The sequence below is a fragment of the Fundidesulfovibrio terrae genome, assembly GCF_022808915.1.
Classification (GTDB): Bacteria; Desulfobacterota; Desulfovibrionia; order Desulfovibrionales; family Desulfovibrionaceae; genus Fundidesulfovibrio; species Fundidesulfovibrio terrae.
On sequence record NZ_JAKZFS010000003.1, the window covers coordinates 123,906 to 149,633 of the forward strand.

At 63.9% G+C, this 25,728-nt stretch carries 22 protein-coding genes; 6 read left to right on the plus strand and 16 right to left on the minus strand.

What is annotated here, in order from left to right:
- Positions 1 to 16 precede the first annotated feature (16 nt).
- Together ML540_RS11360 and ML540_RS11365 are read right to left on the minus strand one after the other, a co-directional pair.
- Entirely contained in the window at positions 17 to 1,981 is a 1,965-nt protein-coding gene (locus ML540_RS11360; RefSeq protein ID WP_243361128.1) for an ABC-F family ATP-binding cassette domain-containing protein, read from the minus strand.
- A gap of 184 nt (positions 1,982 to 2,165) precedes the next feature.
- Entirely contained in the window at positions 2,166 to 3,182 is a 1,017-nt protein-coding gene (locus ML540_RS11365; RefSeq protein WP_243361131.1) for an aldo/keto reductase, read from the minus strand.
- Positions 3,183 to 3,364: 182 nt separating this feature from the next.
- Here ML540_RS11365 and ML540_RS11370 point away from each other — a divergent pair, with 182 nt between their 5' ends.
- Positions 3,365 to 4,450, plus strand: a complete 1,086-nt coding sequence (locus ML540_RS11370; RefSeq protein ID WP_243361133.1) for a DUF2325 domain-containing protein — start codon at positions 3,365 to 3,367, stop codon at positions 4,448 to 4,450.
- 99 nt (positions 4,451 to 4,549) lie between these two features.
- Complete coding sequence (locus ML540_RS11375; RefSeq protein WP_243361136.1) at positions 4,550 to 5,248, plus strand: acid phosphatase; 699 nt, start codon at positions 4,550 to 4,552, stop codon at positions 5,246 to 5,248.
- Positions 5,249 to 5,443: 195 nt separating this feature from the next.
- Here the strand turns inward: ML540_RS11375 and gap are convergent, their stop codons facing one another.
- Together gap and ML540_RS11385 are read right to left on the minus strand one after the other, a co-directional pair.
- On the minus strand, positions 5,444 to 6,460 hold the full coding sequence (gap, locus tag ML540_RS11380) for a type I glyceraldehyde-3-phosphate dehydrogenase (RefSeq protein ID WP_243361139.1): 1,017 nt from the start codon (positions 6,458 to 6,460) through the stop codon (positions 5,444 to 5,446).
- A gap of 11 nt (positions 6,461 to 6,471) precedes the next feature.
- Positions 6,472 to 7,038, minus strand: a complete 567-nt coding sequence (locus ML540_RS11385) for a GAF domain-containing protein (protein WP_243361140.1) — start codon at positions 7,036 to 7,038, stop codon at positions 6,472 to 6,474.
- 366 nt (positions 7,039 to 7,404) lie between these two features.
- Between ML540_RS11385 and ML540_RS11390 the strand changes: the two genes are divergently transcribed.
- The gene (locus ML540_RS11390; RefSeq protein ID WP_243361142.1) at positions 7,405 to 8,277 is read left to right on the plus strand and encodes a hypothetical protein; all 873 of its coding nucleotides are present in this window, start codon (positions 7,405 to 7,407) and stop codon (positions 8,275 to 8,277) included.
- Positions 8,278 to 8,389: 112 nt separating this feature from the next.
- On the opposite strand, the gene leuB is transcribed toward ML540_RS11390, so the two are convergent.
- The 7 genes from leuB to ML540_RS11425 form a co-directional block, all read right to left on the minus strand.
- Positions 8,390 to 9,463: a 3-isopropylmalate dehydrogenase gene (gene leuB / locus ML540_RS11395; protein ID WP_243361144.1), complete on the minus strand. Its 1,074-nt coding sequence runs from the start codon at positions 9,461 to 9,463 to the stop codon at positions 8,390 to 8,392.
- A gap of 59 nt (positions 9,464 to 9,522) precedes the next feature.
- Complete coding sequence (locus tag ML540_RS11400) at positions 9,523 to 10,020, minus strand: 3-isopropylmalate dehydratase small subunit (RefSeq protein WP_279343397.1); 498 nt, start codon at positions 10,018 to 10,020, stop codon at positions 9,523 to 9,525.
- A 13-nt stretch (positions 10,021 to 10,033) separates the two neighbouring features.
- On the minus strand, positions 10,034 to 11,293 hold the full coding sequence (gene leuC / locus ML540_RS11405) for a 3-isopropylmalate dehydratase large subunit (RefSeq protein ID WP_243361147.1): 1,260 nt from the start codon (positions 11,291 to 11,293) through the stop codon (positions 10,034 to 10,036).
- Entirely contained in the window at positions 11,278 to 12,813 is a 1,536-nt protein-coding gene (locus ML540_RS11410; protein WP_243361149.1) for a 2-isopropylmalate synthase, read from the minus strand. Before ML540_RS11410 ends, leuC begins: the two co-directional genes overlap by 16 nt.
- A 112-nt stretch (positions 12,814 to 12,925) precedes the next feature.
- Positions 12,926 to 13,687, minus strand: coding sequence for a CDP-diacylglycerol--serine O-phosphatidyltransferase (pssA, locus tag ML540_RS11415; RefSeq protein WP_243361151.1), 762 nt, complete (start codon positions 13,685 to 13,687; stop codon positions 12,926 to 12,928).
- 132 nt (positions 13,688 to 13,819) lie between these two features.
- Positions 13,820 to 14,461: a phosphatidylserine decarboxylase family protein gene (locus tag ML540_RS11420; protein ID WP_243361154.1), complete on the minus strand. Its 642-nt coding sequence runs from the start codon at positions 14,459 to 14,461 to the stop codon at positions 13,820 to 13,822.
- A 25-nt stretch (positions 14,462 to 14,486) separates the two neighbouring features.
- Positions 14,487 to 15,119 (minus strand): HAD family hydrolase, encoded by a 633-nt coding sequence (locus ML540_RS11425; protein WP_243361155.1) that lies wholly within the window; start codon positions 15,117 to 15,119, stop codon positions 14,487 to 14,489.
- Between the two features lie 66 nt (positions 15,120 to 15,185).
- Between ML540_RS11425 and ML540_RS11430 the strand changes: the two genes are divergently transcribed.
- Entirely contained in the window at positions 15,186 to 16,343 is a 1,158-nt protein-coding gene (locus ML540_RS11430; RefSeq protein ID WP_243361158.1) for an ATP-binding protein, read from the plus strand.
- A 69-nt stretch (positions 16,344 to 16,412) separates the two neighbouring features.
- On the opposite strand, the gene ML540_RS11435 is transcribed toward ML540_RS11430, so the two are convergent.
- Together ML540_RS11435 and ML540_RS11440 are read right to left on the minus strand one after the other, a co-directional pair.
- Positions 16,413 to 16,733: a hypothetical protein gene (locus tag ML540_RS11435; RefSeq protein ID WP_243361160.1), complete on the minus strand. Its 321-nt coding sequence runs from the start codon at positions 16,731 to 16,733 to the stop codon at positions 16,413 to 16,415.
- 14 nt (positions 16,734 to 16,747) lie between these two features.
- Entirely contained in the window at positions 16,748 to 17,203 is a 456-nt protein-coding gene (locus tag ML540_RS11440) for a hypothetical protein (protein WP_243361163.1), read from the minus strand.
- 490 nt (positions 17,204 to 17,693) lie between these two features.
- Between ML540_RS11440 and ML540_RS11445 the strand changes: the two genes are divergently transcribed.
- Positions 17,694 to 18,695 carry a YbgA family protein gene (locus ML540_RS11445; RefSeq protein WP_243361165.1) on the plus strand — a complete coding sequence of 334 codons (1,002 nt, stop codon included), beginning with the start codon at positions 17,694 to 17,696 and terminating at the stop codon, positions 18,693 to 18,695.
- A gap of 54 nt (positions 18,696 to 18,749) precedes the next feature.
- Here the strand turns inward: ML540_RS11445 and ML540_RS11450 are convergent, their stop codons facing one another.
- The 3 genes from ML540_RS11450 to ML540_RS11460 form a co-directional block, all read right to left on the minus strand.
- Entirely contained in the window at positions 18,750 to 21,554 is a 2,805-nt protein-coding gene (locus ML540_RS11450) for a M16 family metallopeptidase (RefSeq protein WP_243361167.1), read from the minus strand.
- A 192-nt stretch (positions 21,555 to 21,746) separates the two neighbouring features.
- Positions 21,747 to 23,096 carry an ABC transporter substrate-binding protein gene (locus tag ML540_RS11455; RefSeq protein ID WP_243361169.1) on the minus strand — a complete coding sequence of 450 codons (1,350 nt, stop codon included), beginning with the start codon at positions 23,094 to 23,096 and terminating at the stop codon, positions 21,747 to 21,749.
- Between the two features lie 255 nt (positions 23,097 to 23,351).
- A complete protein-coding gene (locus ML540_RS11460; RefSeq protein ID WP_243361171.1) occupies positions 23,352 to 23,555 on the minus strand; it encodes a hypothetical protein in 204 nt (67 codons plus the stop codon).
- 15 nt (positions 23,556 to 23,570) lie between these two features.
- On the opposite strand from ML540_RS11460, the gene ML540_RS11465 reads away from it, so the two are divergent.
- Positions 23,571 to 25,724 (plus strand): PAS domain-containing sensor histidine kinase, encoded by a 2,154-nt coding sequence (locus tag ML540_RS11465; protein ID WP_243361173.1) that lies wholly within the window; start codon positions 23,571 to 23,573, stop codon positions 25,722 to 25,724.
- Positions 25,725 to 25,728: the final 4 nt, after the last annotated feature.

Here is a 25,728-nt window from a genome sequence, read left to right on the forward strand (position 1 = left end):
TCCGGGCGCGGGTGGATCACACCGCCTCCCGTCGGGCTTCCAGGGCGGCGATGTCCTCTTCCAGGGCCGCCAGTTCCAGCACCAGCTCGTCGCTCTTTTCCTTGAGGACGTGGTACTCCTTGGAGAGCTCGGAGAACTTGGCGGCATCGGCATAGGTGGCCGGGTCGGCCATGACCTGCTCCACTCCGGTCTGGCGGGTGAGCACATCCTCCAGCTCGGCCTCGAGCGTGGCGTAGCGGTCCTTCTTGGGCTTGAGCTCGCGGCTGATGGCGTTTCGCTCCTCGGCCTGGCGGCGCTTCTCGGCCTGCCTGCTCTCGCGGGTTTCGGCCTTGACCTTGGGCGTGGAGGACATCCCGCACGCGGCCTTGGCCTGGTCCTTCAGGTGGCGCTCGTAGGCTTCGTAGCCGCCCAGGAACTCCGACAGGCCGTCCGGTCCCACGGTCCAGATCACCTCGGCCGCCTCGGAGAGCAGGTAGCGGTCGTGGGCCACGAAGAGGATGGTGCCCTCATAGTCGGAGAGGGCGTTGACCAGAGCCTCGCGGGTCTCCAGGTCCAGATGGTTGGTGGGTTCGTCCAGCACCAGGAAGTTGGCCCGGGCCAGGAAGAGGCTGGCCAGCACCAGCCGTGACTTCTCGCCGCCGGAGAGGTCGCGCACGAAGCGCTCGAAATAGTTTTCCCCCAGCATGAAGAGCCCCAGCACCGAGCACAGCTCCTCGGTGGAGGACTTGGGGTCCGAGAGGCGGCGTATCTCGGACATGACGGTCTCGTTGGGCCTGAGAATCTCGGTCTGATGCTGGCTGAAATAGCCCATGCGCACCATGGAGCCCATCTTCACCGATCCGCCCGAGGGCTTGAGCTCGCCGGTGATGCACTTGAGAAGAGTGGTCTTGCCCGCGCCGTTGGGACCGGCCAGGGCCACCTTCTGTCCCCGGTAGAGATTGAAGGTGAGCTTGGGCCAGAGCGATTTGCCGCCGGGGAAGGAGAACTCAAGGTCCGCCGCGGAGAGGATGTTCTTGTCGGCGCGGGCGGGCGTGGGCAGCTTGAAGTCCAGCACCTTCTGCTTGCGCTCGATGTTGGCGGCGACTTGGGCAAGCTCTTTCTGGAGCTTGTCCACGGCCTTCAATTTGCTCTGGGCCTGGCGCGCCTTGGTGGCCTTGGCCCCGAAGCGGTTCACGAAGGCCATCTGGCGGCCGATGGCCCCGGCCAGCTGCGCGGCCTGGGCCTGCACCTGCTGCTGGGTCTGGGCGCGCCACTCGACGAAGTCGCTGAAGCTGCCGGGCCTGACCAACGGCTTGTCGCCGCCCAAAAACAGCACCTGCGTGCCCACGCGGTCCAGGAAGATGCGGTCGTGGGCCACGAACACCAGCACTCCCGGGAAGCACAGGAGGTATTCCTCCAGCCACTCGACCGCTTCCAGGTCCAGGTGGTTGGTGGGTTCGTCCAAAAGCAGCACGTCGGCACCGGCCACCAGGACGCGGGCGAGCTTGGCCCGCTCCCGCCAGCCGCCGGAGAGGAGCTTCACCGGACCCGGCCAGGCATCCTCGGTGAACCCAAGGCCCGAGAGGATGGCCTTTGCCCGGTGTTCCGGGTTGTAGCCGAGGGAGTGCTCCATCTCGGCCTGGCGGGCCGTGAGCTCCGTGAGGGCGTGCTCGTCGTGGGCCAGGTTGGCGTGTTCCCACTCGCGCCAGAACTCCTTCCAGGAGGGAAGCGCGCTCATGACCCAGGCCAGGAGCGGTTCCTCCAGGTCGGAGGAGGCCAGCTCCTGGGCCACGTAGCCCAGGCGCGCCCCGGCGGGCAGGATGACGCGGCCGGAATCCGGCTCGGCCTCTCCCGCCAACAGGCGCAAGAAGGTGGATTTGCCGCAGCCATTTGGGCCAACTACGGCAAGGCGTGTCCCTGCCACCGCCTCGAGGCTGAAATTGGCAAGGAGGTCGCGGCCGCCCAACGACTTGGAAAGATTCTGAATGGTGATTTTTGACATAAGAAAAGTGCGCGGGGGAATATGCGCCCTCCCCAGCGCTCTGTCAAACCCCGATCCCCGGCCGCGCCAATGCGGATGCTGAGCGATCGGGCATGCCAGGAGTCCGCGTCGATGCGACCCGTCCCCTGCCTGCCCGATGCCCGGCCACGCCGGTACTTCCCCGGCGCCAGGAGTCGAGTCGCCGCTACTTGGGCGCGGTGGCCTGCCGGTTGCGGGTCTTGTATTTGGGATCGATCACTTCCTCGAGCCGGTCCGTGGCCGTGGGCGGCTGGATGGAAAGCCTGGTGACCTCCTCAAGCTGCTCCAGGGACAGATCGAGTTCGACGGAATTAAGCGACGCCTTGAGCTGTTCCACGCTGCGCGCGCCGATGATGGGCGCGGTGACTCCCGGATGCGACGCCACCCAGCGCACGGCCAGGCTCACGGGATGCACGCCGATCTTTCGGGCGTACGCAATGAAGCGTTCGGCAACCTCGTAGTACACCGGGTCGGAGTAGCGGGTGTTGTACATCTTGTTGTCCTTGATGCGACCCTGCTCGGGCGCGCCCCCGCCGCTGTATTTGCCCGTGAGCAGCCCCGCCGCCAGCGGGTTGTAGGGGATGACCCCGAGCTTCTCGGAAAGGGCCAGGGGCAGTATCTCCACCTCGGCCTGGCGCTTGACCAGGTTGTACATGGGCTCCAGGCACTCGAAACGGGCCAGCCCCCTGGCTGCCGAGATGCCCAGCGCCTTGGCCACCTGCCATGCCGCCCAGTTGCTGGCCCCCAGGTAGAGCACCTTGCCCTGGCGCACCAGGTCGTCCAGGGCGTGCAGGCTCTCCTCCATGGGCGTGAGCGGATCGAAGTGGTGGATGAAATAGATGTCGATGCGGTCGGTATCCAGACGAGCGAGACTCCGCTCCACCTGCTGCATGATGTGCCGTCGGGAAGCGCCCAGGGCGTTCACGTCTGGCCCGGCCACCTGGGCCACCTTGGTGGTTACGACCATCTCCTCCCGGCAGCCCTTGAGGAGCTTGCCCAGGATCGTCTCAGCCAGCCCGTCGCTGTAGACGTTGGCGCAGTCGAAGAAATTCACTCCTGCGTCCCGGCAGACGCCGAACATGCGTTCCGATTCGGCCTCGTCGGCCTCCTTGCCGAAGGTCATGGTGCCGAAGCAGAGTTCCGAGACCAGCACGCCGGTTTTGCCTAGAAGTTTATACTGCATGCGACGCTCCTTAAGGTGCGGGATGATTTCCCGCCGACGGTATTCCCGAGCACCCCGCAAATCAAGTCGCGCCGCGCCGCTTCCCGGTTTCCCCGCGCATGAAGAAAGAAAATCACCCTCCTATGTTGACAATGAAAATCATTTTCAATAATTCATGCCCAACGTCCCCGCAGGAGGCATTCATGACCACTCCCCAACGCCGTAAACTCTGGGAACACCAGGACTACCAGTGTCCGATCCTCGGCACCTGCCTGAGCATGGGTGAGCTGCGAAAACTGGCCCGCAAGCTGGACGTGGTGGTGAAGCCCGGGGCCTCCGACTACGAGTTGCACGCCTTCTTCGTGCGCGAATGCAGGCAGGAGACGCCGCTCTCCTCCTACGTGAACAAGTACCTGGACAAGAAGTTCCGCAAAGATCTTCGCTTGTTCGCCAAGGCCTCGGAAGAAACGGCCCTTGCAGCCCTGTGGAGCCACAGCGTGCAATCCGGCGACATCCCGGGACCGTTCTGGGCGCTGATGTCGCACCCGGACGCCGGGAACCTGCTTCTCAACAAGGCTTTCGGAGAAATCCACATGCTCTCGCATCTCATGGGCGCGGCCAACCGGGCGGACCTGAAACGCCTGGGGAGGCTCGAGCGCCGCGTGGATGGTCTGAGCCAGGCCTTGTCGCGCGTGCAGGCAGCACGGCGCGCCCAGAAGCTCGAAGGAGCCGTGCGCGTCAGGGAACTGGAGGAAAAGCTCGAAGCCGAGCGCACCGAGCGGCTGAAGCTTTCCCGCCAGATGCGCGAGACCGCCCTGCCCCGCCAGGACCTTATCGCGCAACCCAACGCCGACACCCTGCGTGAGCAGATCGAGGCCGCACGCAACGAGACGCGCCGCCAGGCCGCAATCATCGAGGAGCGGTACTCGGAAAACGCCGCCCTGTGCGAAGGCGGCGACGGCTGCCCCTGCCCGGCCCTTGCCGGAAAGAGCGTGCTCTACGTGGGCGGGCGCTGCAACCTGGTGCGCCACTACCGCGAGATGGTCGAGCGCCAGGGCTTGCGCTTCAACCACCACGACGGCGGCATGGAAAGCTCTCCCGCCGAACTGCACGGCAAGCTGGCCACGGCCGACGTGGTCATCTGCCCCGTGGACTGCGTGAGCCACGAAGCCTGCCTGACCGTGAAGAAGGCCTGCAAGCACCGCATGAAGCCGTTCGTCATGCTCAGGAGCTCCGGGCTCTCGGCCCTGGCCCGGTCCCTGGACCAGCTGGGGCAAGTCGTTAACTGACGCTTAAGCGGCGGGCTCCCCTCACACCAGGGGAGCCCGTCCCTCCCTTACATTTGGCTCCGCCGTGCGCTATGGGACCGGGAAACACCGGGAGGTCCCATGATGCGTCCGTCGAATCGCGTTTATCTTCTTCTCTTTCTCCTGCTCCTGCCCCAATACGGCTGGGCCGAGGAAACGTATTTCGTCACCGGCTCCCAGATCGATTTCGCAAGGCTCCTGGCTCCCCCGCCCGCCGTGGGATCGCCCGAAGAGCGCCGGGAGATGGCCGTGCTCATGACCCTCCAGAAGAACCGCACCTCGGCCCAGGAAGCGTTCGCCCAGGCCGACATGGAGCGCACGGTCTTCCGCTTCGCCGACGTGGTGGGCCAGGACTTCACCGCCGAGAAGCTACCTCTGGCCAGGGAGTTCTTCGAGAAGGTCAGGAAGAATGCCGATCTCCTGCTGGCTCCGGCCAAGAAGCATTGGGACCGGCCCAGGCCCTACGCCACCAACCCCGCGCTGCACCCCTGCGTGAAGAAGCCGGACAACGCCTCCTACCCCAGCGGGCACTCCACGTTCGGGACGGTCACGGCCATCGTGCTGGCCAACATGGTTCCGGAAAAACAGGCGCAGATATTCGAGCGCGGCGTGGTCTTCGGGCACAACCGCGAGATCGGCGGCGCCCACTACCCGAGCGACGTGCTGGCCGGGCGCATCTGCGGCACGGTCATCGCGGCGTTCATGCTCCAGAGCCCCGCGTTCCAGGAGGAATTCGCCAAGGCCAGGGCTGAAGTGAGGCAGGTGCTGGGACTGAATTGATCCCGGACAGGTATTGAGGGTTGGAAGCCTCCGGCGGCCAAAGGGACAAGTCCCTTTGGAATCCCGTATAGGAGCCGGGGATGCGCCGGTCCTGGCGTCCGGATGACGCGCCAGGGTAGCGTGGTGGCCGGAAACGAGCAAAATAGCGGCCGCCTCCGTACGGAGGCGGCCGCTATTTTGAGTGGAGAGGCGAGGCTAGATGCCCTTCTGGGCCATGAAGCTGATGAGGTCCCCCACGCGGCAGGAATACCCCCATTCGTTGTCGTACCAGGCCACGATCTTGGCCAGCACGCCATCCTGCACCGAGGTGAACTCGGACTCCACGATGCCCGAGCGCGGGTCGCCCTTGAAGTCAGAGGAGACCAGCGGCTCCTCCGTGTACCCCATGATGCCCTTGAGCGGGCCATCGGCCGCCGCCTTCAGGGTGGCCTGCATGGTCTGGGTGTCCGTGGGTTTTTCCAAAATGGCCGCGAAATCCACCACGGACACCGCAGGGGTGGGCACGCGCAGCGAATAGCCGCTGAAGCGCCCCTTGAGCTCCGGAATCACCAGGGCCACGGCCTTGGCCGCGCCCGTGGAGGTGGGGATGATGTTGCAGGCGGCGGCCCTGGCCCGGCGCAGGTCCTTATGGGGGAGGTCCAGGATGCGCTGGTCGTTGGTGTAGGAGTGGATGGTGCACATCACCCCGGACTTGATGCCGAACGCCTCGTGCACCACCTTGGCGATGGGGGCCAGGCAGTTGGTGGTGCAGGAGGCGTTGGAGACGATATGGTGCGAGGCGGGGTCATAGGCCGAATCGTTCACGCCCATGACGATGGTGATGTCCTCGTCCTTGGCCGGGGCGGAAATGATGACCTTCCTGGCCCCGGACTCGATGTGCATGGCCGCCTGGGGACCAGTCCTGAAGATGCCGGTGGATTCCACCACCACGTCCACCCCGGCCTCGGCCCAGGGGATGTTCTTGGGGTCGCGCTCCTTGAAGCAGCGCACCTTCCAGGAGCCCACGGCCATATCGTCGCCCTCGGTACGGATGTCCACCTGGAAGCGGCCGTAGTTGGTGTCGTAGCCCAGCAGGTGGGCGTTGGTGTGCGTATCGAAAAGATCGTTGATGGCCACCACTTCGGCGGCCTCGCCGTGATGCTCGTAGAGGGCCTTCAAAACCTGCCGCCCGATGCGGCCGAATCCATTGATGCCGACCTTGACCTTGCGCATGAGCGACCTCGCTAGTCCTCGAAGGTTTGATACTGAAAGGCCGTGAGCAGTTCGTAGTCCGACTTGAGGGCCTGGTGCAGCCGGGCGTTCTCGATGGCGATGGCCGAAAGGTTGGCCATGATGATCAGAAATTCCACCTCGGACTGGCAGAACTCGCGCTCCGTGTCGGAGTAGACGCGCATGACCCCGATGGTCTTCTTGTCCTCGAGCTTGAGCGGCACCACCAGCACCGACTTGATGCCCTCGGCCTTGGCGGCCTCCTGGTACTGGAAGCGCTCGTCGGTGGCGGCGTCCTTGACGTGCACGGTCTCGCCGGCCAGGGCGTGCTTGTCGAGCTTGCTCTTGGCCACTTCCACCTTCCCCTTGCGCAAATAGCCCTTGGACAGGCCGTAGGACGCACCCGGCAGGAGGTTCGCGCCGGAACGGTCCAGCAGGCGCAGCGAACAGGCCTTCACTTCCAGGGCCTTGGCGGTCTGTTCGGCTATCTTGCTCAGAAGGTCCATGGGCTCCAGACTGGAGTTGATGACCCGGATAGCCTCGTAGAGCGTTTTGAAATAGTTTCTTTCGCAATCCAACATGTCGGCTCTCCTTGATGTGTTTGAGCTTTCAGGGATCACATGGCCCAAATGCACGCTTCTGTCCACGGAGATCACCAGATGTCACGCTGTCTTCGCGCAGGCGCGCCGGAACACATACGTAAACAGCCGACAAGGAGCGCTCCTCCGTGGGACTCGGACCGCGCAATTCGTACCCAACAATATTATGCCTTTTTTGACACGGCACGCGTCACCCCGTAAACTGAAAAATGGCGGAGAGAAACACCGCCGTCCGCGCCCTGCCTTATTTTTCCGAAACGCATTGAGCTCGGGCCGGGAATGCAGCATGTTTCACGCAACCGGACGTCTGTCGGAAAATGCATTGGTTGATTGAGGAGAGGACCTGCTGTGCCCAAACTGATCCTGACGATTCTATGTCTTGCAGTTCTCCTGCTGGGGAGGCCCGGGTCCGCCGCCGCCCTCGATACGGTCACAGTTGCCGCGACCAGGTCCATGATCGACAGCTACAGAGACTTCCTGCGGGAACGATCTCCGTATGGAATAACATCTTTCGCATCGTCACCTTCAACCCCGCACGCCTCCCGGTCGGTCGTCGTCATGATCATGATGCTGCAGGCCTTGAAAATCGGCGGGATGGGGGAAGTCGGGATAACATTCGTTGAAGCGCCCAATTCTGCCAGAGAACGGGCCGAGGTGAAGAGCGGCCACGCAGTGGTCGGAGGCCAGGACTACTGGAGCGACGACTTCGACGACTCCGTTTTCATGTCCCTGCCCGTGGTGGATGAAGGCCAATTCGTGAAAGGAATCTACGTGCTGCCCACGAACAAGAGCATCCTCGCCGTCAGGGACAAGCAACACCTGCAACCGTATTCGGCCGTGACCCTGAATGGCTGGAGGGGCGACATCGCTACGCTCAAGGCCATGAATCTCCGTGACCTGGTTTACACCTACAACGACGAGAACCTCTTCCTGTTTCTCAAGCTCGGCAGGGCCGATTTCACACTCCTGGAGTTTTCCTCGGCTCCGGACCTCTCGGTGTCGCATTCCGGGGTGACCCTGGTTCCCATTCCTCGCGTGAAAGTGACCTTGCCGGGCTCTCGGTGCCTGATGATCTCCAAGGTCCATCCTGACGGACGTCGTGTTTACGAGGCCCTCGCCAGAGGGCTCGAGGTTCTCCGGGAGAACGGGACCTTCACCAGGGTTTTCAGGGAATCCGGATTCATTCCGGAACAGGTAAAGGATTGGAAAACAATCAACTGATCCGCTCCGGGATTCCAGTCCGAGGCAGGAATATCCTGACGAGCCGGATGGCACGAAAGCAAAAAAAGGAGGGCCGCGAAGCCCTCCTTTTTCGTTTCTGCGGGAGAAAAGCCTACAGGCGCTCGAGCACCAGGTCGCCCATCTTGGCGCAGCCCACCAGGGTCTTGCCAGGCTCCATGATGTCGCCGGTGCGGTAGCCGGCCTTGAGGATCGAGGACACGGCGGCCTCGATGGCGTCGGCCTCGGCGGCCATGGCGAACTGGTAGCGCAGCATCATTGCCACGGACAGGATGGTGGCCAACGGGTTGGCCTTGTCCTGGCCCGCGATGTCCGGGGCCGAGCCGTGGATGGGCTCGTACAGGCCGGGGCCCGAAGCGCCCAGCGACGCCGAGGGCAGCATGCCGATGGAACCGGTGATCACCGCGGCCTCGTCGGAGAGGATGTCGCCGAAGAGGTTCTCGGTGACGATGGTGTCGAACTGGCCGGGGTTGCGCACCAGCTGCATGGCGGCGTTGTCCACGTACATGTGGGTCAGTTCCACGTCGGGGTAGTCCTTGGCCACTTCCAGAACAACCTCGCGCCACAGCTGGGACACGTCCAGCACGTTGGCCTTGTCCACCGAGCACAGCTTCTTGCCGCGCTTGCGGGCGGTCTCGAAGCCCACCTTGGCGATGCGCCTGATCTCGGACTCGGAGTAGATCATGTTGTTGTAGGCCACGCGCTCGCCGTCCTTGACCTCCTGGCCCCGGGGGGTGCCGAAGTAGGCCCCGCCGGTGAGCTCGCGGATAACCATGACGTCGAGCCCGCCGCCGATGATGTCCGGGCGCAGGCAGCAGGCGCTTTTAAGCTCGTCGAAGAGCTTGGCCGGACGCAGGTTGGCGAACAGGCCCAGCTCCTTGCGGATGCCGAGCAACCCGCGCTCGGGGCGGATGGACTTCTCGATGGTGTCCCACTTGGGGCCGCCCACCGCGCCCAGCAGCACCGCGTCGGCGGCCTTGCAGGCGTCCACGGTGGCCTTGGGGAGGGGGTTGTTCTCGGCGTCGATGGCCGCGCCGCCGATCAGATGGTAGCTGGTCTTGAACTCGTGGCCGAACTTCTGCCCGATCTTGGCCAGGACTTTCTCGGCCTGGGCCATGATTTCCGGTCCGATGCCGTCGCCGGGCAGGATGACGATATTCTTGATCATCGCCTGATGCTCTCCTTGTATGGGAAAAAGGCCGCCCCGAAGGGCGGCCTTTCCAAAGTCTACGCCAGCGTCTGCAGGCGGTCCTTCACGTAGTTGACCAACCCGCCCTTATCCAGGATTTCCTGCATGAAGGGAGGCACCGGGGCGGTGTTGATGGTCTCGCCCGTGGTCAGGTTCTTGATCACGCCATTCTCGGCGTCCACTTCCAGCTGGTCGCCGTCGCTTATCTTGGCGGCGTCGTCGCCCACTTCCAGCAGAATGAGCCCCATGTTGAAGCCGTTGCGGTAGAAGATGCGGGCGAAGCTGTGGGCCACCACCACCGGGATTCCGGCTCCGATGATGGCCAGGGGGGCGTGCTCGCGCGAGCTGCCGCAGCCGAAGTTCTCTCCGGCCACCATGATGTCGCCCTTCTGCACGCGCTTGACCCAGCCGGCCTCGAGGCCTTCCATGCAGTTGCTTCCCAGCACCTCGGTGTCCGTGGTCACCAGGAAACGGGCCGGGATGATGGCGTCCGTATCGATATGCGCGCCGACCTTGTGTGCTTTTCCTTTGTACATGACGAATATCCTCTTACAGCTTGCCGGGGTGGGTGATCGTGCCCGCAATGGCCGACGCGGCGGCCACGGCCGGGTTGGACAGGTACACCTCGGACTCCAGCGAGCCCATGCGGCCCTTGAAGTTGCGATTGGTGGTGGCGATGGAGCGCTCCCCGGCGGCCAGGATGCCCATGTGGCCGCCCAGGCAGGGGCCGCAGGTCGGAGGGCCGACCACGCAGCCGGAGTCCATGAAGATCTCCAGGAGCCCTTCTTTCAGGGCCTGCTTCCAGATCTTGGGAGTGGCAGGCAGCACGATGCAGCGCACATCCTTGGAGACCTTGCGGCCCTTGAGCACCGCGGCGGCCTCGCGCATGTCCTCGATGCGGCCGTTGGTGCAGGAGCCGATGATGGACTGGTCTATCCGGATTCCTGCGCAGTCGGCGACGGGCTTGACGTTGTCGGGCAGGTGCGGGCAAGCCACGCGCGGGGTGAGCTTTGAGCAGTCGATGACCACCTCGGACTCGTAGTGCGCGCCCTCGTCGGCGAAGAGTTCCTTGTCGCCCGTGCGGCCCGCGGCCTTGGCGTAGGCCAGGGTCTTGGCGTCCACCGGGAAGATGCCCGCCTTGCCGCCCGCCTCGATGGCCATGTTGGACATGGACAGGCGCTGCTCGATGGAGAGCTGCTCCACCACGGGGCCGGTGAACTCAAGGGCCTTGTACAGGGCTCCGGCCACGCCGATGCGGCCGATGAGCTCAAGGATCAGGTCCTTGCCCACGACCCATTCGGGCAGCTTGCCGTCAAGCACCACGCGGATGGTGGAGGGCACCTTGAACCAGGTCTCGCCGAGCACCATGGCCCCGGCGATGTCCGTGGAGCCCATGCCCGTGGCGAACGCGCCCAGGCCGCCGTAGGTGCAGGTGTGGGAGTCAGCGCCGATCACCACGTCACCGGGGCCCACCAGGCCGAGTTCCGGCAGCAGGGCGTGCTCCACGCCGCAGTCGCCGCCCTCGTAATAGTGGGTGATGTTCATGAGCTTGGCGAACTCGCGCACCACCTTCACCTGCTCGGCGGAGTCGATGTCCTTGTTGGGGGTGAAGTGGTCGCAAACGAGGGCGATCTTGTCCTTGTCGAAGACCTTGGTGGCGCCCATCTTGGTGAAGCTCTTGATGGCGAGCGGCGCGGTGATATCGTTGGCCAGCACCAGGTCCACCCGGCAGCGGACGATCTGTCCGTCCTGGGTGATGGTCTCGTCGGTGCGGCCCTGCAGGATTTTCTGGGCTAAAGTCTGGCGCATTCCCTTTCCTCCTCCTTTTTGGCCAACCGGTTGAGGGCGTTGATGAAAGCCTTGGCGCTGGCAACGATGACGTCGCCGTCGGAGCCTCGGCCAACGGACTTGTGTCCGCCCTCTTCCAGGCGCACGGTCACTTCGCCTTGGGCGTCGGTGCCGCCGGTGACGGCGTTGACCGCGTACTGCTTGAGCACGGGACTACGGCCCGTGAGTTGGCTGATAGTGTTGAACACGGCGTCGATGGGGCCGACGCCGAAGCTGGACAGCTGCTTCTCCTCCCCGTCGATGTCCATGACGATGGCCGCCACGGGCTGCATGGCGGTGTTGCCGGACACCACGGAGAGCCGCCTGAACCGGTACTTGTCCGGCAGGCGGTATATCTCTTCGAGGACGAGGGCTTCCACGTCCTCGGAATAGATGTGCTTCTTCTTGTCGGCCAGGTTCTTCACGGCGTCGGTCATCTGGGTGACCTGGTCCTCGGAGAGGTTGAAGCCGAGCTCCTCCAGGCGCGCCTTGACCGCGTTGCGGCCGGAATGCTTGCCGAGCACCATCTCGTTTCCCGCGCGACCCACCGACTGCGGGGTCATGATCTCGTAGGTCTCGGCGCACTTGAGCACGCCGGCCTGGTGGATGCCGGACTCGTGGGCGAAGGCGTTGCCGCCGATGATGGGCTTGTACGGCGGAATGGGCTGGCCGATGATCATGGAGAGCAGGCGCGAGGACGGGAATATCTGCGTGCTGCTGACGCCCGTCTCCAGGTTGTAGTAGTGGGCGCGGGTCTTGAGCGCCATGACCACCTCTTCGAGAGAGGCGTTGCCCGCGCGCTCGCCGATGCCGCACAGGGTCACCTCGGCCTGGCGCGCCCCGGCGGAGAGCGCCGCCAGGGTGTTGGCGGCGGCCAGTCCCAGGTCGTTGTGGCAGTGGACGCTGAAGATGGCCTTCTTGGCGTTAGGCACCTTTTCCAGCAGGAATTTGATGAGATCGTAAAATTCCTGGGGCTGGGCGTAGCCCACGGTGTCCGGGATGTTGATGGTGGTGGCCCCGCAGGCGATGGCCTTTTCCACGGCGACGGCCAGGAAGTCGCGCTCGGAGCGCGAGGCGTCCTCGCAGGAGAACTCCACGTTGGGGGTGAGATTCACGGCGAAACGCACGGCCTTCTCGATCATATCCAGGACCTGGGCGGGCTCCTTGTTCAGCTTGTGCTTCATGTGGAGCGGCGAGGTGGCCAGGAAGGTGTGGATGCGGGGGTTAACCGCGCCCTTTATGGCGTCGAAGGCCCGGGTGATGTCCGATTCCAGCGCGCGGCACAGGCCCGCGACCTGGGCGTTCTTGACCGTGGCGGCAATGGCCTTGACCGCCTGGAAGTCGCCTTCGCTGGCGGCGGGAAATCCCGCCTCGATCACGTCAACCCCGAGCTTTTCCAGCTGCTGGGCCAGGCGGATCTTCTCTTCCTGGTTCATGGTGGCGCCGGGGGATTGTTCGCCGTCGCGCAGGGTAGTGTCGAATATGACGACACGCTCTGACATGGTGTTCCTCCGCTTGGGATGAAACGAGGTGAGGGCAAGGGCCGGAGACGCCTAGTTAGCCGAGACGCTTCCGGATGACAATTGCCTAAATCGCAAAAAAGAGGGGGTACGGTTATGATGAGAGCTCTTCGGAGGGCTCTCGTAGCGCGGACCGGCGGGGTAGAATCAAATAGGTGTAAACGATGCCGGAGAGCACGTACCCCGCGAAGACGACGAAGCCCAGAAGCTTGGGCTGCGAGGCCACCAGCACGAAAAGCAGGATGGCCGTGACCATCATGGAGAAGGGATGGGCCTTGATAAGCCCGTATTCCTTGAAGGAGGCGTAACGCACCCGGCTGACCATGAGGAACGACAGCACGTAGACCAGGCCCAGGCACGCCTTGGGCATGAACGACTGCCACCCGGTCGGAAGGAACTGGGCGAACAGGTAGAAGGTGGCCACGGTGCAGGCCTGGGCCGGGATGGGCAGGCCCAGGAAGAACTTCTTGTTGGCGGTCTTGGTGATCACGTTGAAGCGCGCCAGGCGGAGCGCTCCGCAGGCCACGAGCAGGAACGAGGCCATGAGCCCCAGGTGGCCGAACTGGGCCAGCTCCCACTGGTAGACCATGATGGCCGGGGTGACGCCGAAGGCAACCAGGTCGGCCAGGGAGTCGAACTGCACGCCGAAATCGGAGCTGGTGCCGGTGAGGCGGGCCACCTTGCCGTCGAGGCCGTCGAACACGCAGCTCACCAGGATGGCGATGGAGCAGTTCTCGAACTGGCCGGATATGGCATAGAGGATGCCCAGGAAGCCGGAAAAGAGGCTCGCCGTGGTGAGCAGGTTGGGGAGGATGTAGACTCCCCGGGCGGGTGGCTTACGGGCGGGTTGTTCCATGTTCGTTATCGGCACGTCCGAGCCGGTGACCCGATGCTAGGCCATTTTGGGAGAAGGTCAAGTGACAAGTGACGCCAGGGCGCTACACGAAACACGATAGGACGACGGATCGCCCTGCCCCTCCCTGCTCCTCTACTCCTTCCTGGCGATCACGGTCTGGGCCGCGGCGGTCCTCTGCCCCACGTTCACGGCCGGGGTCCAGCCTTCGGGCAGGTACACGTCCACGCGCGATCCGAACTTGATCATGCCGTAGCGCTGGCCGCGCTCGAGCCGGTCACCCATCTCGGCCCAGGGGATGATGCGCCGGGCCACGAGCCCGGCGATCTGCACCATGGTCCAGGTTTTGCCGTCCTCATCGGTGAGCTGTACGGCCAGGCGCTCGTTGTGCTCGCTGGCCTTGTCGAAGCTGGCGTTGATGAACTTGCCCGCCCAGTAGCGCATGGCGCTCACCGCGCCAGCCACGCAGGCCCGGTTCACGTGCACGTTGAAGACGTTCATGAAGATGCACACAACCACGCGCTCCTCGCCGGTCATGGGATCGACGGCGCGCGCCACCTTGATGACCTTGCCGTCCGCCGGAGCCACGGCCAGGCCCGGCTCAACCGGGGTGAACCGTTCGGGGTCGCGGAAGAAATTGAGCAGCAGGGCCAGGACCACAAGGCCCAGAACGGCCGGGATCGCCCAGTTAAGAAGCGAGAAGACCAGGGTGGCGGAACCGGCCAGGATGATGGAGGGCCAGCCCTCGGGAGTAAGCGAGACGTACGGTTTGCGCATCGTGTTGCAGTATCCTTGAGAGGTTCTACTCGAAAACGCCGGGGCAGAGCCGCCCGAGCTGTTGTTCAAAATCGTCGCGGTCGCAATACAGGATGGCGTGCATGCCCAACTCCCGGGCGCGGTCCACGTTGCCGGGATTGTCGTCCACGAAGACCGCGCGGCCGGGTTCGACGCCGAGCTCGCGCAAGGCCAGCAGGAAGAATTCCGGCTCCTTCTTGGTCATGCCGTGGTGGTAGCTGTTGAACACCTTGTCGAAGTGCCGGAAGAACTCCTGGCGCTCGTCGAGCACGGCCAGCCAGTCGGTCTGGTCGGAGAGAATGGCCGTCACCACTCCCATGCCCCGCAACCGCTCCACCAGATCCCGCATGAAGGGACGCACCGCGAAGAGCGACAGCACCTCGCTGCGCCAGCCCGCCTCGTCGCCGGAAATGCCGGTGCGCTCCTTGAAGAGCCGCCAGAAGTCGGCTTCGCCGCCCCGGCCGTACACGTAACCGCTTTCCCAGACTGCCTCGAGCCCGGCCTTCCAGACGGCCTGCTCGTCGCGGCTGTGGGCGCGGGCGATGGCCTTGATCCCCTGGGCGAAACCCTCCTCGGCGACGACTCCGCCGAAGTCGAGAATCACGGCGTCTATCCGGCACTTGCTCATAAGCTGTTCCACATTCTTCCGAATTGGCGTAAGGAAGGGGTCAGTACCGTCTTCCATCAGCCAAAGCAAGGAGACCGCATGGCCTTTCTTCCCGTGCCCCACGACCGCCTGCTCCAGTTCAAGGAACTGCTGGGCCTGAGCACCAGCCACGAGAGTTCCCTGGCCAAGCTCGCCCCGGTCTTTCTGCCCCGCGCCGCCGAGCTGGCCAACAAGGTGGAGGATTTCGTGCGCTCCCGCCCGCAGCTGCGCATCATCCTTGAGAACCAGCCGCCGGGCAAGCTCAACAGGAACTGGCGCGGATGGCACACCCTCATCTTCACCGCGGGGATCGGCGACGAGTTCATGAACCACGTCTGGATGAGCGGCCAGGCCCACGTGATCCACAATGTGGACCACCGTTACGTCAGCCTGGCCTACAACCTGGCCCGGGCCTTCCTGCACGAGGCCGCCGTCACCGGCCTGCCCGTGGCCGAACAGGCCCGAGCCATCACGGCCATCGACCGGGCGGTGGATTTCTCCCTACTGGTGGAAACCGACGCTTTCGTGACCTACGCCACCCAGTGCGAACTGGAGGTCATCCAGGGAATATCGCACCAGGTGCGAAACCCCGTGGCCATCATCGGCGGCAACGCCCGCAAGCTCATGCGCCTGCACCCCGACGACGAGCCCACCCACGAGGCCGCCGAGATGATCCTGTCCGAGGCCGTACGCCTGGAGCGCATGGCCAAGAACGTCAACGCCTACATGGACATCACCCAGCAGCAGGCAACCTTCCACAGGACGGAACTGGCGGCTGTCATCGAACGCGCCGCCGAGAAGGTCCAGTCGGCAAGCTCCGTGCCCCCGGAGGCTTTCCGCATCTATCTTTCGCCTGAAGCCGACGTGCTCTCGGGCGACCCCATGGAGCTGTGCATCCTCTTCGCCTGCCTGTTGGAGAACGCCTTCCAGTACGCCGACCCCAACGAACCCAACGTCAGCGTCACCTCGGTGCCCAGCCCCACCCGGGACGGTTTCGCCATGATCACCATCATCAACAACGGCGTCAGCTTCGACCCGGACAAGACCGGCCAGGCGTTCAGCCCCTTCCATTCCTCGCAGCCCACGGCCACCGGCTTCGGGCTGCCCATGGCCCGGGTCATCGCCAGCAAGTACTTCGGCAACATCACCCTGGCCCCCATGGACGGGCGCGGCACCCGCTGCGTGGTCACGCTGCCGCTGTACGCCCAGAAGGACTGATTACCCGGACAAACGAAAGAGACCGGGGATTCCCCGGTCTCTTTCGTTTGATTTCCGGACGGGCGCGGGTCAGTCCAAGAGATAAAACCCCGACACACCGACAAAACTCAACACAACAGCCGCCACCAGAAGGCCCACCAGGGCGTTCAGCTTCATCTCGACACCCTTGCCGCTGTTCATCTTGCTCAGCGCCATTCCGAGCACGACGAAAATCACGACGTCAAAGATCCCGTGCGTGATCCAATGATGCGAGGTGGCCCCCTTCATCCAGGCCATCAGGGTATCCTCGTGGGTTTCCTTTATAATCACCAGAAGAACGCTTAAAATACTGGTGATGACGGCCGACAATCCGAATCCGACAGTAGTTGCTGACAATTGCTTTCCGTTCATGATCCACCTCCCGGCTAGTGCGGCAACGCGCCAAGCTTGACACCCATGCTGATGAAAGCCCCATAGCCTTCCATCATTATGCCCAACAACATGACGAGTCCCGCCACCCAGCCCACGAGAGTGCGGGCCGGCGTCTTTCCCTTGATGTCGTCACGCGCGACGATGGGGAGAAATGTCGCCAGGAGAAGCAAAACAAAAAACACATGTTCTTTTGTTTCCATGAAATAACTGTGAGAGAACTTCCATGGCCCCTTCAATATCACTGCCTTGTCAGGGGCATAATACACAACATACCAATAACCAGCCACAAGGTAAGATATCCACACAAGGACAGCTGTCGCGTTTGACAAGGTTCTGATTCGTTGTTCATTTGCCGCTTCGGTATGACGAGTCTCTACGAACGCCCAACCGGCCGCCAAGATGGCCAGCATCCCAAGCATTGGGTGTAGCATGAGAACCAAATGTGACATGATTCACAAACCTCCTTTGGAGCTGCTGGGTGTTATCTCGTCTTCATCCGAGATACTAGATATTCCTACTGTTTGCCATCAGACTAAATAATACGCACACAATCATTATTGTCAACGATTACACGGCACATTTCCAAAGAACCAAAACAACGGAAATTAAGAATGACGAATGATCTTCACCACAATGCTTAGACGTTTAACGATCCCTATGCGAAGCACGTGTGCAACGACATGACAAATGTACATCGTAATCTCAGAGGCATGTTTCACTGCATAACGCCTCGTTCCCGCGTCGAGCCCCCAAAAAGTAAGGGTCCGAAAGCGAAATAATTTCCGCCATCCAGCCTGTGGGTGCGCCCCCACGCCCACGTGCATGGTCGCCAACCCATCACACCGGCTTGTTATATCCCGCACCACTCGCGACTCCGGCAAATACTGTCGGACGCAAAGGGAATCGACTTCCGGCGCCAACGGCGCTATCCGGACAAGCATGAATATCCACCAAGGAAACGGCTCTGCCCCGGAGCCGCCCCTGCGCATAGGCGTGAGCGCCTGCCTGCTGGGACAGCCTGTGCGTTACGACGGAGGCCACAAGCACGATCGCTGGATCACCGGAGAACTCGGCCGATACGTGGAGTTCGTCCCGGTTTGCCCCGAGGTGGAGGCCGGACTCGGGGTGCCGCGCGAGGCCATGCGCCTGGTCGGGGACCCTGCCGCGCCACGGCTCGTCACCGTGAACACGAAGCGGGACATGACCACCGCCATGACGCAATGTGCGGCCCGCCGGGTAGAGGAACTGGCCGGGGAAGACCTGTGCGGGTTCATCTTCAAAAACAAATCCCCGTCCTCGGGCATGGCCCGGGTGAAGGTCTACCCCGAGGAAGGGGGCATGCCCGCGCACACGGGAGTGGGGCTTTTCGCCAAGGCGTTCATGGAGCGCTTTCCGCTGCTGCCGGTGGAGGAGGAAGGTAGGCTCTGCGATGCGCGGTTGCGGGAAAATTTCATCGAGCGCATCTTCGTGTTGCGTGCCTGGCGGGATATGCTGGACGCGATACCAGGCGAGGACGCAGCCGGCTTGTCCAGGGAACTCACGCGTTTCCACGCCCGCCACAAGCTCCTCATCATGGCCCACAGCCCCTCCCACGCCCGGCTCATGGGCGCACTGGCGGCCGACGCCAAGGGGAAGGCTCCGAAGGAACTCTTGGACGCATACGAGAAGCTTCTCCTGGAGGCATTGGGAAGACTCGCCACCACGGCCCGCAACGTGAACGTGCTGCAGCACATGGCGGGTTACTTTCGCAAGCTCGCCACCCAGGACGAGCGGGCCGAACTGGCCGAGGTGATCGAGGCGTACCGGGCCGGGCTCGTCCCGCTCATCGTGCCGGTGACTCTGGTGAAGCACCACGTGCGCAAGCACGGCGTGGAGTATCTGGCCGGGCAGGTCTACCTGAACCCGCACCCGCTGGAGCTCAAACTGAGGAACTACTACTGAAAAGGTCCGGAACGCGAACGCTCCGGGCCTTTTCCATTTTGCAGAAGGGTCCCGTTACGGCTCGACCTTGAGCAGGTACGCCTTGGCCGGGTCCAGATACTTCTTCGCCACGGCGGCCACCTGTTCCCCTCCGAGCGCGGCCACCTTCGTCAGGAGCTCTCGCTCGTAGTCCAGCGGGTAGCCCATGGACAGGTTCAGCGCGGCTTCCTGGCTGCGGCTGCCCAGGCTCTGGCGATCCTGATAGTAATCGCCCTCGAGGGAACTCTTGGCCCGTTCCACGGAGTCCATGTCCAGTCCTTTGGCCGCGACCTCCGACGCGATGCGCCTGAATCCGTCCAGGGCCTGTTTTTCCTTGTCCGGCGTGGTCCCGATGTACAAGACCAGGAATCCCGTCTCCGGGGCCTGCCAAAGCATGGCCGAGACCGAATATCCCAGGCCCTGCTTGTCGCGCAGGTCCTGGAACAGAAGCCCGCCCTGCCCTGCCAGGGCCGTACGGAGCACCTCCAGGCCCGGGGTATCCGGGCTGCGCCTGCCTTCCACGGGAAATACCCAGAACAGATGCGTCTGGTTGCGCTCGGCCAGCTTGAGGCTCAAGGCGTGTTCCGAGGACCAGGACGGACTGGAGAAGGCCGGGGGGGCGCCGCCGGTCCATGCGGCCAGCTTCCTGGCCAGGGCGAGCACCTCTTCGCGTCCGAACTGGCCGCACACGGCCAGCACCCAGGGCATGGCGCGCTGTTTCTCCCAGAAGGCCGCGGCTTGGTCCGGCTCGAAACGCTTCACCCCGTCCGGCTGACCGGCCCGGAAATAGCCATAGTGACCGCCCGGATAGAGGAAGGGAAAGAGATTCCTGAAAGCCAGGCTGCTGGGCCTGTCCTCCGCCTCGGCGATCTGGGCCAGCTGGCTTTTCTTGGCCCGCTCCACTTCCTGGGGCGAAAACGCCGGTTCGCCCACGATCTCGGCCATCAGAGCGTCCATGTCCCCGGCGAAGCGCGCGGGATAGCGGGCGCTCACGGTGAAGGTGTCCCGGCCCGAGGACGCGCCCACGGACGAGGCCCGGTCAGCCAGGAAATCCTGCATGGCCACTGCGTCGCGAGCGCGCGTGGAGCGCGTGAGGGCCTTGGCTGCGAGTTCGGCCAGGCCCTGCTCGCCCGGGGACAACAGGGCGTCGCCGCCCCGGTAGGTCAGCGTCACCGCGGCGTAGGGCATGGTGGAATCGGGCAGCAGAACCACCGTGCGCCCGCCGCCCAGGTCCAGCACCTCGGGTCCGGACACCGCGCCGCCGCCCTGCCCGGCCGCCGCGACGGAAGCCTTGGCGGGCCACAGGCGCGAGAGCTCTCCGGTCATGGCCCGGGCCTTGGCCTCGGCCCCGGCCTGGTCCGCGCCGGGGAGGAGCAGGGAAAGGCTGGCGTTGCCCGGCTGGAGGTAGGTGTCCAGAAGTTCCTGAATCTGGGTCCGGTCGGTGTTCCTGACCTCGTAGACCGCATTGTCCACGCCTTCCAGGCCGAACCCGAAGAACTGGTAGTAGGCCAGCGACGTGGCCACGCCGCTCAGGGTCTCGCGGGAGCGGTAGACCGCGTCCTCGATGCCGAGCTTTGTGCGCTCCAGCTCCGCGTCGGAGAGATCCCCGGCCTTGAACGCGGCCAGCTCGTGCGCCAGGGCGGCCCAGAAGGCGTCCAGCTTGGCCGGGTCCACGGTTGCCTCGAGGCTCAGCACTCCGCCGCGCTCCAGGCCGACAGTGGAGACATCCAGACTATCGGCCAGCTGCTTCTCATAGACCAGCGAGCGGTACAACCTGGAAGTCTTCAGGCCGCCCAGAAGGTCCGCCAGCACCTCCAGGGGGGAATCCTTGGCCGAGTGCATCCCGGGCACGGCGAAATTCAGGCGCAGGTAGCACTTGTTCCAGTTGCCCCCGGCCGCCCTGGCCGTGGGGCCGCCGGTATTGGGGAGGATGTCCTTGACCTCCGGGGGAACCACGGACCGGTCGTTCGTGAGCGAGCCGAAGACATTTTGGGCCTCGTTGAAAACCTCGCGGGCGTTCACGTCCCCCACCACCACCAGCAGCATGGACTGGGGCTGGTAGAGGCGCTTCACGTAGGCCCTGAGGTCCTCGGAAGTGGCGGCGCCCACGGTCTCCCGGTAGCCGATGACCGGGTGGCTGTAGGGCAGCCCGGCCCACACCTGTCCCTGGCTCATCTGGAAAAGGCGCTGGCCTGGTTCGTCCAGGCCGCGCTCAAGCTCCGAGATGACCACCTTTTTCTCCTGCTCGAGTTCGGATGCGTCGAACTTGGCCCCGAAGATCATGTCCTGGAGCACGTCCAGGCCGAGTTTCCAATGGGCGCGGGGCAGGTCGGCCATGTACTTGGTGTAGTCGAAGCTGGTGGAGGCGTTGGTGTCGCCGCCGGCGCTTTCGATGTCCCCGGCCACGCCCCCCTTGGGCCGCTTGGCGGTACTGTTGAACACCATGTGCTCCAGCAGGTGGCTCAAGCCCTCCTGGCCCTTGGCCTCGTAGGCGGACCCGGCCCGCACGTAGAGGCGCTCGGCCACCAGGGGGAAGCGCTTGTCCTCGACCACCAGAACGGTGAGCCCGTTGGGGAGCTTGGCCAGCAGCCGCCCGTTCTCCACGGGGACGTTCCCGGCCGGGACAGGGGCCTGGCTCCCGATGGGCGCGGCGGGTGTCGCGGGAGCGGCGGCATCAGGCGCGGGGCTGCCCGGCGCGTCCGGGCTCACTTGAGCCGGGGCCTGGACCACGGTCGGACTCCGATCCGGCCCGGTCGCGTTCCTGGAGATACGGTCATGGGAGATATACCCGGCGATCAGGGCCGCGGCCACGAGGAGGTATCCGAAGAGCTTGCGGGTCATCAGTTTCCAGCCTTGGGAGGATTGGCGTTCCGGGCCTGGGCGCTGCGGGCGCGGACCGGGACGCTCGATGCCGATAGCGCATTTTCCGGGCTTGCGCCAGGAGTCCCCGCAAGCGGGGTGGTGCGCCCGGGGCGACGGAGGCAGACAGGCGCCGTGTGGCCCGCCTTCGCAGGGACGCTCCGCGCGGGAGCCCTACCTCCGCCTGTCGGAATCGAGTTTCGGATCCGCAGGAGTCTCTGAAGGCTGCGGCGTAGAGAAGCTTTCCACGCGTTTCTGGGTGTTCAGCAGAATCTGGCGCGCATTGTCAGGGTTGCGCAGGAAGGCGGAAAAGGTTCCGAGCCCGATATCGGCCACCGCCGGCGGGGTGGCCAGGTCGAAGGCGAAGGCCCAATGCGGCGCGTCGAGGATGGCCTGGCGGATGCGCTGCCTGAGGGGGCTGTAGAATTTCCGGGGAACGCGGATGTTGGGCGCGATGGCCCCGGACCCTTCGCTCATTTTCATCTGGGGGCCGAGCTGCGCGAAAAAGGCCAGGGCCTTCTTGCTGTCCTCGGCTTTGCCGCCGTTTGTGGCCACGAAGACGTCGATGGGGCCCAGAGCCGATTGGGGCACGCCAGCGTCGATGGTTGGGAACGGGAAAAAGTCGAATCCGGATTGCTCTTCCCAGCCCATCTGGCCCGTGTAGAGTCCGATGATCCACGAGCCCATGAGAGTCATGGCCGCCTCGCCTTCGCGCACCATCCGGGCGGCGTCCGCCCAGTCGGACTTTTCGGGGGCGCGGTTGAAGTATCCCTCATCCAGGAGGGCCTTCCAGAGCGCGAAGGTCCGCTCCACCTGCGGGTCGGTAAAGGACGCCGCTCCTTCCATCAGGCGCCCCCGGTACTCGGGCCCCGCCGTGCGCAACAGGAGAAAGTCGAACCAGAACTGGGCCGGCCACAGTTCGCGCGTCCCCAGGGCCAAGGGCGTGACCCCGGCCATTTTGAGGCGGGCGCACACGTCCAGGAACTCTCGCCAGGTTCTCGGGGGGGCCAGTCCCAGGCCGTCGAACACCTTCTTGTTGTAAAAGAAGGCCACGTAGTGCTGCGTGACGGGAACGGCGTATTTCCTGCCGCCGTAGGTGCACGCCTGGGCCACTGTCTTGGTGAACAGACCGTTGAGCCCGGACTCGGCCCAGACGTCGTCGATGGGCGCCAGATATCCGGCCTCGACCAACGAGTTGACCCTGGCCCCGGCCCAATAGGAGAAGATGTCCGGAGCCCTGCCTTCGTGCAGCATCCCCTTGATGCCGACCTTGAACGATTCGTGCTCCAGGCCCGAAGCGTCCACGCGCATGGAGGCGTTCCCCTCGTTGAACGCCTCCACGAGTTCGCTTATGCCTCCGCTGAAAGCGCCGGTCCAGTAGTGCAACAGGCTTACCCTCGTCGCCTCCACCCGCGCGTGGCCGTGCCCGTGCGCCACGGCGACCACCAAGGCCGCGGCCGCCAGCAGGGCCACGCGGAAACGCGCCAGGACGCCCGAGCGCTTCGAAGGGATTCGGCTGTCCAATGTCGTCCTCTCGTTGAGATTCCGGAGGGCACATACCGGAGATATCACCAAATGCGGTCGCCGTTCGCCACGCGGTCCGTCTGAGGTGAAGCGACAAGACGATGGCACGGACCGCAGGATGTCTGCGCGCGCACCTATAGCACAGCCGAAGCCGAATGCAAATATGACCCCGCAGACGGCACATGAGGCTGCCTCGGGATGAAGAGCGTTACGGCTCGAAAGCCCATTTACACTTGATATTTTGAATTTTTGACTCTAAATTTCAATAAGCGTTCTTTGTTGGCCGTCAACGGACTTCATCACATTGTATCGCACACGTTTCGCGCAATGCCAGCAAGAAAACCGTCCGTTCCGATCATAATCAACCTCAGCCTCATTGCGGTTATCACTGCCGTTCTCGTCGCGTTCGGTTTTTTTGACTTTACCTCGCAGCGCGACAAGCTCTACCAGGAACTCCACGCCAGTATCTCCACCATGGCCGATCAGCTCGGTTCGAGTCTGGCCTTGCCATTGTGGAACTTCCAGGATGACCAGGCCACAAAGATTGTCGAAAACGCCATGCGCGACAACTTCATCGTCGCTGTCATTGCGCGCGACACCATCACGCAACGCATCGTGGTCGGCCGCACGAGGCTCTCCGACGGTTCGCTGGCCCCGGCCAGCGAAGCTCCAGCTGCGGAAAACCTGATCTTCAAGCAGAGCACCATCACCTTCAACACGCGCAACATCGGCCAGATCGAGGTCTGGGGGACGCCCGAGTACGCACGCGAGGCCCTCAAGGAATCCCTCACCCGCCTTGTCCTGAGCATCGCCCTGGTCAACGCGGCCCTGGTGGCCCTGCTTTCCCTCATCCTGAACCGCACCGTCATCCGCCCCCTCAAGGCCGTGGAAACCTACGCCCTCACGGTCAGTTCGGAAGAACAGGCCGACGCCATGGTCCCCAAGGGGTTCTTGTTGCGCGAGATCGAAAACCTCAGGGACTCCATCGTGATCATGGTGGAGAAGCTGCGGCTGCGCTACGAGGAGCTCAAGCAGTCCCAGACGGGACTGGCAAAGGCCGAGGCGCGCTACCGGAACCTCTACGAGAACGCCCTGGCGGGCATCTTCCGCTGCACGCCGGGGGGGCGGCTGCTCTCCGCAAACTCCGCCATGGCCCGGCTACTGGGGTTCTCCTCGCCTTTCGAACTCCTCGACAAGGTCGGCGACATATACTCCCAAATGCTCATCGACGCAGCGGACAGGCAGGAGCTGCGCTTCCTCCTGGATTTCCACGACGAGGTCTCCCGGTTCCGGGTACGCTTCGCCAAGCCGGACGGCGAGATCCGCATCGGCACCCTGCACGCCAGGATCACCCGCGACGAGCGGGGCGCGCGCCTACACATCGACGGCATGCTCGAGGACATCACCGACCGGACCCGGGCCGAAGAACAGCTGATCGAGGCCCACGAATTCATCCAGAACATCCTGGATTCCATGCCCTCCGTGGTCATCGGCATCGACGCGGCCCAGCGCGTCACCCACTTCAACCGGACCACCCTGACCGCCACCAGCATCGACGAACACCACCTCCTGGGCATGCCCCTGACCGAGGTGCTCCCCCGGCTGGCCGCGCACACGGAAATGATCGAACGGGCCCTGCGCGAGGGCAAGCCGGACTCGCTCTCCAACCAGGCCCACATGGTCGACGACCAGATCCGCCAGGAGAACATCCTGGTCTTTCCCGTCCAGCGCGGCGCGGAGAATGGCGCGGTCATCCGCATCGACGACGTGACCGACCAGGCGAGGCTGGAACAGCTGCTGCTCCAGACCGAAAAGATGATGTCGCTTGGCGGCCTCGCCGCGGGCATGGCCCATGAGATCAACAATCCCCTGGCCGGCATACTCCAGAGCGTCCAGAACATCCTGCGCCGCGTCTCACCCGGACTGGACGCCAACTCGCAGGTCGCCTCGGAGTGCGGCTGCAACATCGAGGACGTGTCCGCCTACCTGGAGAAGCGGGGCATCATGGAATTTCTCTCCAACATCCGCGAGTCCGGGGAACGCGCGGCCAAGATCGTCAGCAACATGTTGAGCTTCACCAGGCGGGCGTCGGTGAAGGCCGTGGCAACCAGGCTCGACGAGCTGCTCGACCGCAGCATCAATCTTGCCTCCACCGACTACGACCTCAAGAAAAAATACGATTTCAAACAGATACAAATCACCAGGGAGTATTCACCCGATGTTCCCCCGGTTCCCTGCGTGCCCATGGAGATCGAACAGGTCATCATCAACCTGCTGCGCAACGCCGCCCAGGCCATGGCCTCGCACCCCCGCCCCGGCCAGGAGCCCAGCATTTTCCTGCGACTCAAGCTCAAAGGGAAAATGGCGGTCATAGAGATCGAGGACAACGGCCCCGGAATCGGCGAGAAGGACATCCGCAAGGTCTTCGAGCCGTTCTACACCACCAAGAAGCCGGGCGAAGGCACCGGGCTCGGCTTGTCGGTCTCGTTCTTCATCATCACCCGCAACCACGGCGGCACGATCCACGTGGAATCGGAACCGGGGCACGGCGCGAAATTCGTCGTGCAGCTGCCCATATTCTCGCAAGCATCCCCGCCGTCCGCCTGCCGGGGCAATCTCGAGACGTGAGGCC